This window comes from Cellvibrio sp. OA-2007 (genome assembly GCF_000953825.1).
Taxonomy (GTDB): Bacteria; Pseudomonadota; Gammaproteobacteria; order Pseudomonadales; family Cellvibrionaceae; genus Cellvibrio.
Genome location: NZ_BBUL01000084.1, coordinates 1 through 13,501, shown reverse-complemented (window position 1 = coordinate 13,501; position 13,501 = coordinate 1). Strand labels below are relative to the sequence as shown.

Sequence of the window (13,501 nt, the reverse complement as noted above, 5' to 3'; positions counted from 1 at the left end):
TGTATGTACAAAGCTGCTGCAAGAGATCACTTATGCGAGACGATAAAAAATCGAAACAGGCATTAAATTCAACGGCGCGACTCTCCTGCATCGATGTATTTGTTCCTGCACAAATTGCCTTCGACCCGCAGCGAGATCAAAGAGTGGCGCGTTTTTCAAGATTGAAATACACCGACCTGTCCCTTCAGTTTTCACCGATTGAAGACGGTGTGATTCGTAACTTTCCAGTCCTAATTCGTGGCGACGGCACCCCCTGGGACTTAGGGAACCTGTACCTGATGAGTAAGTTCACAGAAATGGCGAAGCTTGCCCCGCCAATTATCGATACGCTTAGATCGATAGCCAAACACCTGATTATGTATTTACGGTGGATTGAGCACTTACGCAACGAAGGCAAAGATATTCATGAGCTGTACTTCCCAATCGAAGAAGAGAAGCGGGTTACCTGGGCTTACTACAGATACCTAAAAAGGCTCTTGCGTGAGAAGAGCGGCCAGCCGATCTCTCTAAGCGTAGCTAAAGCTCGTATGCAAGCAGTAATCGGATTCTATCGTGGGCTTTTAGCATGGAAGCTGGTAGCGGAATCCGCAATCGAACACAGTGCTTACAAAAGCTCCTTTGTTGGCATCCCGATTGTTAATTCGATCGGCCTTCAGATGATGAAAATTGTAGAGACTTCTAACTTCAAGATTCCCAAACCACAGCGTAACCACGTGGGCGAGATTGCGGACGGCGGAACCCTGAGACCACTGACAGAGAACGAGCAGAACCTATTCCTTCAACAGCTCAGTAAAAGCAACAATCGAGCTTTCCAATTAATGTGCTTTGTGACCCTTTTCACAGGAGCTCGCCTCCAAACTGTTTGTACACTCAGAGTTAAAGATATCTACGATCTCCTCAAGAAATCCCCAAAAAATGGCGAGGTGCTTCTTCGAGTCGGTGATGGCACTGGAGTTGATACAAAAAATCAAAAGCGCTATCGGCTCCACGTACCTATTGAGTTGGTTCGAATGCTGCGCGATTACATTGAATCAGACGAATGTCGGGGCCGTCGGGCACTCAGTTTTTATGAAGAGAGCCACGAGAACTATGTTTTTCTCGCCTCAAACGGGTCACCTTTTTACACAAGCACCTCCGAGATTATTGACCGCCAAGAGGGGCAATTTAGCAAACGTATTTCGGCGCGAGATCGCGTTACTTTCACCGTCCAAACGGGTAATGCCGTGAGAAACTACTTAAGTCGCTTAATAAAAGATATCCGCGTGAATCATCCAGACTTCAACACGTTTAGATTCCATGACCTTCGGGCAACATACGGAATGAACTTTATTCGAGACGCAGATGCCTCCGGGTCCATGGATATCCGCGACGAACTCAAACAGCGTATGGGGCATTCGAACTTTAACACGACTCAAAGCTACCTGAATTACGATAAGAGCAACTCAATAGTCAGAAAAGCAAGCGCATATCATCACGAGAGAATCAATCGCACAATAGAGCAGCTTCGGACATGACAAACGGCGCGATCACTTACACCCTACCCGAACTGAATACGCTGCCCAAGAACAGTTTTGATATAGCACCGACGTTCAGGCCAGAATTAACTTGCATTGATCAAGGTCAGGGCAAGAAAATGCGCTATCTAAAAACATACCGTGTCTGCTATCTCGATCGTCGATCGCTCGATCCTACTATTAGATCCTTCAATGAGCGAAAGAAAGTCAACCCTTTAAGCTTTTGCGCCAAACGAGCCTCCTTGATCCAACCGATCATTAAAGGACTACTAGAGGGTCATTCAGGTATTCCCGATTTTTGCTGGATTGAGTCCATATTCGATTGGATTGACCGGCATGAGCGCTCGGCTGAGCTATATAGCCTTGAGGGCGCCCGAGGGCTCTACCGAGATTGCACCGATCATATTCGTCACCGCCTGCGCCTGTCTAATGTGGGTGATAGGGCTATATCGATCGGCTATCCTATGGCTCAAAACCTGCAATCAGCATTGATATATATCTGTAGTCAGGCCAGCGGACATGATCCTAAAGTGGTGCAAAGTTGGGCAATACGAATTCCTCAAAAAAAAATGGGGATGAATGAGTTGCCTGCACCCGCAACAACCGCCGATGAACATGCAGTGGCTTACGCCCTCCATCAGCGCTACTTTGAGGCATTCACTCATGCTGTCCTCAATAACATCGCCCCACCAGTGGTGGTCAAATTGGCAGATCTAGGTTTCGAGGACCTGATTTTCTACAGCCAGATATCAAACAATGCGAACGGCTGGTCAACACGAGTGAAGGGAGGTCGCGCTGATTGGCAGCCCTTTTTTTTCCGACGTGAAGGGGTATTTGAAGGCAAGGCCAGTGCATTTAATGCGCTGCTAGCTGAGCATAGCGTCCCGCCCATCAATCCTGATAGCTTCAAGCGGTTACAGGAAAATAACCGCAAGTTTAGTCAATTCACACTTCACGAGTTGGCGAACCATGCCACGCGCCATTTTGCGCATCTGTTGATGGCGGAGACCGGGAACAATGCTGCGCACCTCGTCAGTATTGACTGTCAAAACGTTCGATTAGACAGAGCAGTGGGGTTAGCAACGACTAGAGCTATCAAAGGGCGCGCTAGCTTTGAGCAACAAGAACAACATGTGGATCTTCGCTTCGCTCAAACTACTTGGAAAATATATCTCAAGTTACACGGTTGGATGACCCAGCAGATCGAAGCTCCGCCAAAGTTGGGATTATTTCTTATTACTGACCGCGCTGACCGAGTCCCCTATAGTTTACTATCGGGCAACGCTATGCGGCAGCTAAGTCTCTGGCCTGCGCGCGCGCCAGCACTGGCCACCCGGGCTGCGCGTAAGCACAAATCAGTGAACCTGTTAGAAGCCTCCGGCGGCAACATCGCTATGGTCTCTAGTATGCAATTGGCATCACCAAGAACTATTGAAAGGCACTATGCTTTCAAAAATCATGAAGAAGCAGCAAAAGCAATGAACGACTACTTTGCAGCACAAGCAAAGGCTGCGGAACTGCGTCATATGGATATTAAGCCTGTACGAATCATTAGCGATGGTGAAATAACGCTCACAGGCGTCTGTGACTTGGAACAGGATGGACCAAAATGCGTCGAGGGTTTTGAGGAGCTTGCAATTGAGCCACGCTGTAGCGCCCCTATTACGTGTATATTTTGCGTGCACTTTGGCTTGCATGCCGACATTGAAAGCATATTACGCTTGCTAACCATCAAGCTCTGGATCGAGACTCAGAGCCGCATCAGCTCAATCAATATCGATGAGCAATTCCAAAAATTCGCGCCATATTTGAATCGTATCCAACAGATACTAGAAGATCTTTCTGACATGAGTGACGAAATCTCACTGTATGTGAAAGATGCAATCATACGCTTTGAGCGCGGTGAGCGAGACCAATATTGGGGAGCCAAAATAAACGCACTACTTGAAATAGAAGGGACATAATATGGCGTTTCAGATCCATTGTGCCAACCCTGACTCGCATCAAGCACCTGACACGATCAACCATGTATCAAAATTAGGTATTGACCCAAACTATGTGATTGCACGCAATAAGAAGGGTGACGTACTGAGTTATTTCAAAGACAACAAATGGGATCTACGCGTTTATGGTGCCAATAACACCTTCAATTTTGTGAGCTGGTGGGATGCGAAGACTCAAGGACCGATGGACGCGCTGGCGCGCAGGCTCACAGAAGAGATAAAAACTGTTTGTTGGCTTAACATTTTTGAAACAGCCACAAACGCAGGGCGCTCGCGGGGAATGGTTCATGTACGGCAATCACTATCGATTCTGCGAGCGATTGCCAAATTAGCCCATGGGCTTAACCTATCACTCGCTGAGGCCGATACGAGCTTACAGTTTCAAGTGGCATTGCGCAGCTCGATCTCGAATGTAGACGACGGGTTTAGCTTGCCAACTGCATTAATGGGGCTACTACGAGACATTGCATTCTGGCAACAACTAAATACTATTGAGTGCGACGTGCCTCGACTTGTCCCGGAGGCAAATTTAACCGATATATTGACACTCATTCAAAGTAAAGCCCGCACACGGGAAGATCAGAAAGAGCATCACCCTCTGATTCCCACACGGTTGTTAGGCAAGATAATAGGCGGTGCGCAAGAGCAATTGAAAGCTGCTGAGCCCTATTTGCCGCGCCTAGAAGCCTATATCAAAGCAATGAACGCAGACCCGAGTCTGTGTTCGAATGAAAGCCGTAGCTACGCGGAAAATCTGAAGCGAGTGATGAGGCTATACCCAAATTGCACATTCCAGACATGGCCTGAGGTCAAGGAGCATAGCCTTAACACCGCCGAGACGCTTGAGCGCTTTGGCCTTACGGCCTACGCAAAACAGGTGGGCCTAAACAACTTAAATTCGATTGATTCGCACATCACACACTTGCAAGTGCTCTGTATATTCCTGATCCACGCATTCTCAGGTATGCGAATATCCGAGGTACAAGTTATGCCTTTTAGGCCGATAGTGAACTCTACTACAAAGGGGCTAGGAAATTTACCGGTGTTTGTGTCTTACCTCCAAAAGTTTACACAGAAAGGGCACTACAGTCGCCCGCTGGTGTGGGCAACCTCGAAGGAGGGGCTTTATGCCGCCAGCATCGCGCAGCAACTTTCCACCCTCACCTGGTTTAGAAGTCATCAAATTGGAGATGAATTACCAAACAATGCCCCCCTTTTTATAGGAAAAGGCTTCAATACAATTACGCCTAACGTTCATTATTCGCTACCGATAGCGACCACCCTATTCGATACAAAATCTTGGCGTGCCGCTTGTCTATCGCTTGACTTGACGATCAAAGCGGAAGATTTGGAGGAATTGCGAGTGTTCGATGCATTTCGAGCATGGGATGAAAACCCCAATTTTGCAGTGGGAAAACTTTGGCCACTATCGTCACATCAATTCCGACGCTCAGTAGCCGTCTATGCAAGCCGCTCTGGAATGGTATCTTTACCAACACTAAAAACGCAATTTAAGCACCTATCTGAAGTGATGACGGCGCTTTACTCAGAGAACTCAAGCTATGCCCAAAACTTTCTCATTGATGAAAGTGGCAGGCCCATTGATGGCGGCAGTGTACTGATGTCGTTCCGTGATGCTGTTGCATTCAACACGAGCGTTCGCTTTCATGAACAAGTAATTCGATCTGAACAGCAACTGTGCGGACCTATTGGAGCAGATATTCAGCGCGCAAAGGACAGAAATAGCCTACCTAGAATCTTCCACAGCCAAAAAGAAACCCAAATGGCTGTCAAACAAGGTAAATTCAGTTTCAAAGAAACTCCGGTAGGTGGCTGTGTTCTGAAAGGCAGCTGCCCTCATTTTGCGATCGATTTGGTCTTACCTTGTACGAGTGGTTGTAAGCACGCAATCTTAAAACCAGAAAAACTTGAGACTTACATCGAAAGCCTTCGCTTTGACTTGGCTTCGATATCACCGAAGAGCCGCCCGTACCAACTTATTAACCAAGAGATTGATTTTATAAACTCTACATACCTGAAACCGGCGACAACTAAACAATGAAGACAACCAGTACCATCATGGAATATTTTGCCGCACTAGAAAGGCTCAAAAAAAATGCGCCGGTTCGTGTCCCCAAGGGTTCCCCAATTAATAAGGATCAAGTCGCACTTGAAGCAGGACGGAAACGTGGCACCATTCGCAATCGCCCAGGATTTGAACAACTTATTGCAGAAATTGAATCTGCATCAAGCGAGCAGCCCCCACCCCGCAAGAAAACGCGAACTCAGAACAATCCCAATCAGTCTGCTGAGATAGAGCAACTCAAACGTGATCTGGATATCGCCCGCAGCCGCTACATGTCTCTGCTATATCTTAATGCAGAGATGGCAAAAGTTATCCGTAAACTCGGCGGAGAGGTTCCTCAGTATGGCATAGTGACTGATGTGCGAGTGGATCCCAAAAGCACCGATGTACCTTACTAATGAGTTCAAAATATGTCAGACCATCCCTACAGCACCTTAACACCAGAACGAATTCTTGATGCCGTTGAGTGCTTGGGATATCAATGTGATGGTCGTTTAAATGCATTGAATTCTTACGAAAATCGTGTATTTCAAATCGGAATTGCCGACTCTGCGCCCCTCATCGCAAAATTCTATAGACCGTCCCGGTGGTCGTTTGAGCAAGTAAGTGAGGAGCATGACTTTTGTAAAGAGCTTGCAGTAGCAGAGTGGCCAATTGTTCCACCGTTAGTACATGAAAGCGGAGTAAGTGCTCATCGGGACGGAGAATTTACATTCGCATTATTTCCACGAGCTGGAGGGCATGCGCCAGAGCTAGATAACTTAGACACTTTAGAATTACTTGGTCGCTCGCTTGGAAGATTACACGCAATTGGATCGATAAAGCCCTTCAGTCATCGGTCACTGCTTGATATCAAGAGTTATGGTATCGATAGTCGGGAATTTCTCCTGAGTAATAATTTTATTCCACCGAGCCTCCTTCCGGCCTACGAATCACTGACTAAAGATATTATTAAAATAATAGAACAGCGATTCAGTGAGTGTGCTTATTCACCAATTCGTATTCATGCTGATTGCCACCCGGGCAACATTTTGTGGCGAGAAGACCGCGGTGTATTTGTTGACTTCGATGATTGCCGCATGGGACCTGCTGTACAAGACTTGTGGATGTTGTTGAGTGGTGATCGCCAAGATCGAACTACGCAGCTCGATGCACTGTTAGAAGGCTATGAGATGTTCCATGACTTCAACGATTCAGAACTATGTTTGATAGAGCCCCTCAGAACTCTTCGTATGCTGAATTACGCCGCCTGGATTGCGAGACGTTGGACTGATCCGGCATTCCCATCAACGTTTACATGGTTTAATACCGAGCGCTACTGGGCAGAACATGTCCTTCAATTGCGAGAACAGTTTGCGAACCTTCAAGAGCCAGCACTCTTAAGGTCTTCAGGAAATTATTAGAGAATTTTTTCATTCCGAACTAGATTGATCCCCCCAGAGTGAGGGCGCCTAAATAGTATTCAGCCTGAAAATAACTTCGTCGTAATACAGAGCTGTTCAGCAAGGCTTTGAGCAATCCTTTATGCATTTTCTTCTTCAGAGATATATTTGCTGTTCAGCTACACTTGAATGCCGCACCTGTTATCCAGTTTATCAACGCAACCTCATGCCAACTTACCGCTCCAATTAGGTAAATTGATGCAATAAAGTGGGTAAATGGTTTACGATTGTGTGAAAAAATTGGTGCGAATTCGCATCTCGATGATTCTAAAGAAAATGACTACTGTATCTTAATGATGATGTTTTAATATGAGGAAAAATTCCACAAGCCAGCAAGAAAAAAAGGATGATTATTGCTCGGTTCGAAAGAATAACTGCATAAAGGGATCATCATTTCTTACCGATGATGTCAGTCGACTTGCCATCAGGCTGAACATCGAAGCTATCAAAATTGTCTGGTGAATACGTAATGGACAAGTCCAGAGGATCAGCTGAGAAAAAAGCGTCACCTGCTCTGCGGGTTTTTGGAGAGGATATACGTATTAACAGAGCATAAAATTCGTCATTAATATCAGACATAGTTTCCACTTTTAAAGATAGAGTTATTGATTTTCATTCAATGCGGACCCATTTTGGCATTGAATATTGACCAACTTAAAATATTGAAAAAACCAGTTAGGATGATTACTAACACCTATTATCCTGGGTCATTCTTAAACGCAAAAAACGACCAATTTCATACATAAATCAACACGCAGTTATTTGATTTTTCAGCTAAGCCTCTTTCATGCACTACAAATTAGTTTCGCAGGCTAGATCGAAAGAAAAATAAAAAATTGTCGGAACGATATATTTGAGCATTGCGCCAGCATCAACAAGCAGTAAGCGGTAGCGACAGGAGTTCTTGTTTAAACCTGCCAAAGATATTAACTGTAGATTCATATGATCTAGCGAGTGAAGTTAGCCCTGCTTGATGACTAAGATCTAATTCCAGATCTGAATCGTCAGTAGAGCTGCAATCGACCGCCAGGATTACACTCGTGGCGAGATTATCGTCGCCCTTCAGAATTAAAGCATCACATTCACGATCTTGCGCCTTCGACATAGAGTCAAATTTAATAGCAACACCATCTGGTATTTCTTGTGCAACACGAGTGGCATATTCGAGAAGATTGGGTTCAGCAGGCATATAGAGAAAACCTTCTTCATTTGCTTCAGTACTGCTTCGCAATATCCTACCCAAAACTTGTCGAAAATGTAGCTCCGTTTTAACTCGGGTTAAATGACAACACACTCGCAACCTAGGTATATTGGTTCCCTCGCTGATCATCCCAACGGAAATAATCCATTTTTCAGAATTAAATTTGAACCTATTGATTATGTTTAGTGGATCTTCTTCTCTATAGGTTGCTATATACGCTTGATCTCCGGTCCGACGATACAATATCTCGGAAATTTTATTGGCATGCTCTACCGAGGCAGCAACAATAAGACCACCTGCGCTTGAATGCTGTTTTCTAATTGCGGATAATTTTTTTGACGACTTATCGATGAAGTAGGAAATGAGAGCTTCGTTTTCTATCAATTGTTGATAGGAGCATTTGGATTTTTTTAGTAACTCGCCAAAGCATGAAAACTTAAATACTTCATTATTGTGCTTAATCCAAACTTTATCATTGTCAATCAGCGTAATTTTTGGGCTTCTACACACGTTGTCCGCAACTGCCTGCGTCAAACCATATACATAATCGCAATGAATTTTTTGTTGTTGGCAATAACTCGAAAGTGCAATAGGAATTTGATCAGAACGCCAAGGGGTACCCGTAAGTGCTAAAGAATAAGTAGCACGACCTTGAATATGCTGAATAATTTTTTGTCCCCATGCATTCGCATTACCTAATCCATCGCCAGCACAGTGATGAATTTCATCAAATATCACAAATATCCTGTTCGTATCAAATAGCTTCCAGAACTCATCATCTAAATAAAGCATTGCTTGGTAGGTGAGTGAACGCCCTTTAGAGCCTAACAGTCCGTCCATTCGGGCATTGGTGTGATCTGCAAGTGCCTGCTCAAAGTCACTTGATACTGTGACCGAAGGTGAAAAGCACAGAATGAGATCTATCTGATTATGTTCGAGCAGTTTGGTAGCCAAGACTGACGCCATAACTGTTTTGCCAGCACCTGGCGTAGCCAAGCAGAGAAAGTGATTACCCATTACTGAGAACTTATGCAGAGCCTTTGAAATACATTCGGATTGCCAGCGTCTTAATTGCATATTTTTATCTTGAATTTAATGAGATGAGATTTTCGAGCGCTTTAACTTTCCCCAATAATTTGGAACACCTATCTCGCGAATCGTTATAAAGCGATTGAATTTGCCCGCGCATCTCTGGTAATTCTTTGAAAATCGCGTCGTACTCTTCAGCTTCACCCATTGTGGTAAGTAATTCCAACTTTTGGTGATTTAGCCTTTCGATAAGATTCGCACTTATATTTGATGCCTCTTGCACTATCGGTTGACCTGAAATGAGAGATACATCTGCAGTTAACCTTGCGTTAAAGCTCTCAGTAAAACGGTATTTTTGCCAACCGCCATCAGGACCGATTTTTTCCAGTTCACCAGCTTGAATAAGCCGCTTCATGTTTCTGTAGACAAATTGCCGTGCGGGTTTTACGTCCGAGTGAGAGCAAAATGGGCTTGCCATGTAAACAGATACGGCTTGAGCAACCGTAAAACGGCTTCCTATCAGTTCTTGGAAAGCACTAAATACTTCATGCTTTAGGTGTTTTGGCTTCATTTGATGCTTATTTGAATTGTAGTGAATTTCGCTACATTCTAGCTTGTATCTAATATCGCTACAATGAAAACATCTTCGTACTCACCTCATTATGCAAAGCTTCGCTTTTGGCTGAAGCAAAAGCGAGCAGCAACTTCGTTAACTTTGCGTGACCTAGCCCCTATGATTGGAGCCCATTGGACCAGTGTTGGGAAAATGGAGCAAGATAGAAAGAAGATAGAGCTTGTAGAATTCGTGAGGTACTGCCACGCGATAGGAGCAGATCCTCACGAAGGGATTGAAGTGATCATTAAGTCGATTAAAGAAGCCGAGCGAAAAGATTGATCTTGTAGCGAGCATGCTTACCAATTGCCGTAGTACTCACCCCAAAAATATTCGAAAAGAGTTCAACTTATGAATTTAAAATCTTATTTTCAGAGGTGCTCTTAAATTAAACCGGACATTAAACTCAATATCCGGCTTAAGACTTAACTGTTACACCTTATTTACCGCCACAATTACCGCAGCACACAGTTTCTTTTTTTCAGGCGTCCTAGCTGGATCGATTGTTAACACACCACCTCTTGATGAGGAAAATAAACCCTACACAACCTGCCAGCTCACAGCTAAAGCACCGACGATAAAAACCACGTCACCAAATGTACGAACCCAGCGCAAGAGGGAATAATCTAAATCCGGTGAAGTATACTGAGCATTTGCTGACAGAAATTCCCAAACACACTGAGGATGATCGGCTAGAAGATCTTATACCGTGGACGGTGAAATTAAATGCGGATTAGAAAAATAGAATCCAAACGTCAAAAAAAGAGGCATCACATCCAGCTAGCCCCTTTACTTCCTGCGCGGGTAAGTGATCTCCCAATCAGCTCGGCATCATGCCTGATCCCTAATGTCGTCCATTTTGCAGCTTCATCCTTAAACCAATCCCTTTAACCGTTGCATCCTGTTTCGGTTAGCGTCCTTTCGCTACTTATTTTAAATATTTTGCTTGCTGAAAAGGGTGGGTAGAGACTGAAAAGCTTGTAGGATATTGGCCATAGTTTCGTGTTACATGTACGCTTAGGGCAAGGCTAGGTGGGGTTGATAGGACGCTTACGATGTTGAGCAGCAATTTCGTACTTGCTAAACCAATCAGATCACTGAAACCACACTATTGCTTGAAATGCGATTAAAAAGGAGTCAATTCTCATTTCATTATCACTAAAGAGACCTACTCAGCAGCGATCTACCCTCCCTTATTGTGGTCAAACAAATACCCCACTTCACGAACTTCACGATCTTCTTGTTTTTTATCTTTACGCTGCCGCAGAAGTTCCTTTTTCTTTTTGTTTACCTCGTCAAGAACGGGTAGAGGGTCGAAACCTCGCCATAAAGGTAACAAAGATACCAGCATCAACAGCAAGCTACTTGCTCTCAAAGACCAGACCAATATGCCGGTAGTAATTGAAAAAATTAACCCTGAGACTACAGCTCTACGATTTTGCTCCTCCTCCAAAGCCTCATCCATTTGTGCGCGCAATCGATGAATCTCGTTGTCAAAATCTGCAGCATCCCAAGGTGTAAAACCAGAATCAGGAGCAATCAGGGCAGCGAGTCTCGGAGATGCCGTAAGCGAGCTGAGCAAAAGATTATTATCGAGCTGCATTTTGTTTGCTCGCTCAATGTCACGACTGGACTTATCATTTTGATCAGTATTGTTTACATCATCATTTCCGCTTGATATCGCACTTCCATCAGAGGAGTAAATACCCTCTCCTAGCTCACCAACATCTCCTGTATTTTCCCCCTCATTTTCGTTCGGCAGCGGCGGCGTTATAATTGTTTCTGGCGGCACTATCGGGGGAACTACCGGCAATTCAGTCGGAGGATTTAGAGGACGCTCAACTGATGGCGGATTGATCGGTGGAGCAACTGGTGGAGTGACGGGAGGCTCAACCGGCGGCCTGGGAGAAACCACCTCTGGTTCAATCACAGTTACTTGAAAGCTGGTTTCCACCCAGGCACCATCACTGTCTTGAGCTCGCAAAGTAACGACTGATACCCCCAATGCCTGATCAGCAAACACCAAGGTCATGATTCCGGTAACAGGGTCAATCTGAATTGCTGTTACGACCAACTGATTGGTATTTTCTACGACCGACCAACTCAATAAATACCCATCTTCGATATCACTGAATACCGTTTGCAAATCCGTTGAGAGCGGCAGACTTCCTGCGTAGACAGTAATATCCGCAATTGCCTCAGACACAGGCACATCATTTACAGAGGCAATATTGATGCGCACCACAGACTCAACCCAAGCACCCTGCTCATCTTGCGCCCTGATAACCAGATCACTAGTGCCAAATTGATTTGCCCCATAATGAAACTGTATCAAGCCGGTAGCAGGATCAATGACTGCGCTAATCACCAAGCCGGGATTAGAATTACTCACTACAGAGAACACCAAATCGCTGCTTGCGGTTTCCTCATCCGAAAATAGCACCCGCAAATCAAGCTGATCCCCCGATGCATCTTCCAGGTTGTTGATGACAATCATTTCACCTGCAATGGGACGATCATTTACGACCAGTACATTCAATTGAAATTGAGCCGAGGAGGTCGCCTGGCCATCGCTGGCGACAACTTCAATCGATAGCGTATCTACGTCATTATTCGTGGGCACCCCACTGAATGTGCGAGTCGCCGCATCAAAACTCAACCAAGGGGGCAATGCACCGCCACCCACTAACTGTACGCGGTAAGTTAGGGTATCGCCTACATCAGCATCGATAAATGTATTCGCGGCAAACTGAAAATTAAATGCAACATCCTCAGTCGCACTCTGACTAGGAATGGGATTTACAAGCACAGGAGCCTGATTAATGTTGCCAATAGCTTCACTAATAACAATATCGAACCTATCTGTAACAATACCGCCATTTCCATCGTTGGCAATCACTTCAATCGATACAGTACCAACATCGCCATTTGTCGGCGTACCGCTAAATGTGCGAGTCGCCGCATTAAAAATTAACCACGCGGGTAAGGCACCGCCACCCTCTAATTGCACACTGTAAGTGAGCGTATCGCCGACATCGACATCGCTAAAGGTGTTGGATGCAAATTGGAAATTAAACGCAGCATCTTCAGTGGCGTTTTGATCAGGAATCGCATTGGCGACGGTGGGCGCATCGTTGGTGTTGGCAACAGAAATGACAAACGTATCAGTGACAGTGCCGCCGTTGCCATCGCTGGCAATGACATCAATCGAAATCGAGCTCACATCACCATTGGTTGGCATTCCGCTAAAGGTGCGAGTCGCTGCATCGAAACTTAACCACACAGGTAATGCACCACCACCCGCTAATTGCGCGCTATAGATCAAGGTATCGCCAGCATCCACATCAGCAAAGGTATTAGATGAAAACTGGAAATTGAAAACAGAATCTTCAGTCGCATTCTGATCGGGAATAGCGTTAGCAACCGTTGGTAAATTGTTGATGCCTGCATAAACCGTCAAATCAAATGTGTCTGTAACAATACCGCCATTGCCATCGTTGGCAATCACGTCAATGGAGATTGAACCCACATCGGCATTCGCAGGTGTGCCACTAAAGGTACGCGTCACGGCATCAAAACTTAACCACGCCGGTAAGGCACCGCCACCCGCTAA

General features: G+C 45.2%; 10 protein-coding genes. 6 read left to right on the top strand and 4 right to left on the bottom strand.

Annotated elements, in window-relative coordinates; all coding sequences use genetic code 11:
• The first annotated feature begins 32 nt into the window (after positions 1-32).
• The 5 genes from AWU77_RS07035 to AWU77_RS07015 are packed head-to-tail and all read left to right on the top strand — an operon-like array spanning position 33 to position 7,006.
• Positions 33-1,514: a site-specific integrase gene (locus AWU77_RS07035; RefSeq protein WP_062060820.1), complete on the top strand. Its 1,482-nt coding sequence runs from the start codon at positions 33-35 to the stop codon at positions 1,512-1,514.
• On the top strand, positions 1,511-3,478 hold the full coding sequence (locus AWU77_RS07030; RefSeq protein WP_062060818.1) for a hypothetical protein: 1,968 nt from the start codon (positions 1,511-1,513) through the stop codon (positions 3,476-3,478). The genes AWU77_RS07035 and AWU77_RS07030 overlap by 4 nt, the downstream gene beginning before the upstream one ends.
• A gap of 1 nt (position 3,479) precedes the next feature.
• A complete protein-coding gene (locus AWU77_RS07025) occupies positions 3,480-5,579 on the top strand; it encodes a hypothetical protein (RefSeq protein ID WP_062060815.1) in 2,100 nt (699 codons plus the stop codon).
• Positions 5,576-6,001, top strand: coding sequence for a hypothetical protein (locus tag AWU77_RS07020; protein ID WP_062060812.1), 426 nt, complete (start codon positions 5,576-5,578; stop codon positions 5,999-6,001). The genes AWU77_RS07025 and AWU77_RS07020 overlap by 4 nt, the downstream gene beginning before the upstream one ends.
• 12 nt (positions 6,002-6,013) lie before the next feature.
• Entirely contained in the window at positions 6,014-7,006 is a 993-nt protein-coding gene (locus tag AWU77_RS07015) for a serine/threonine protein kinase (protein ID WP_062060809.1), read from the top strand.
• Between the two features lie 429 nt (positions 7,007-7,435).
• On the opposite strand, the gene AWU77_RS07010 is transcribed toward AWU77_RS07015, so the two are convergent.
• The 3 genes from AWU77_RS07010 to AWU77_RS07000 form a co-directional block, all read right to left on the bottom strand.
• Positions 7,436-7,624: a hypothetical protein gene (locus AWU77_RS07010; RefSeq protein ID WP_062060806.1), complete on the bottom strand. Its 189-nt coding sequence runs from the start codon at positions 7,622-7,624 to the stop codon at positions 7,436-7,438.
• 292 nt (positions 7,625-7,916) lie between these two features.
• Positions 7,917-9,323, bottom strand: coding sequence for a DEAD/DEAH box helicase (locus tag AWU77_RS07005; RefSeq protein WP_062060803.1), 1,407 nt, complete (start codon positions 9,321-9,323; stop codon positions 7,917-7,919).
• Positions 9,324-9,327: 4 nt separating this feature from the next.
• A complete protein-coding gene (locus tag AWU77_RS07000) occupies positions 9,328-9,846 on the bottom strand; it encodes a hypothetical protein (RefSeq protein WP_225318678.1) in 519 nt (172 codons plus the stop codon).
• 638 nt (positions 9,847-10,484) lie between these two features.
• Between AWU77_RS07000 and AWU77_RS20995 the strand changes: the two genes are divergently transcribed.
• Positions 10,485-10,625, top strand: a complete 141-nt coding sequence (locus AWU77_RS20995; RefSeq protein ID WP_084618167.1) for a transposase domain-containing protein — start codon at positions 10,485-10,487, stop codon at positions 10,623-10,625.
• 446 nt (positions 10,626-11,071) lie between these two features.
• On the opposite strand, the gene AWU77_RS06990 is transcribed toward AWU77_RS20995, so the two are convergent.
• Positions 11,072-13,501: putative Ig domain-containing protein (locus tag AWU77_RS06990; RefSeq protein WP_193747510.1), on the bottom strand; the 2,430-nt coding region annotated here is incomplete at its 5' end.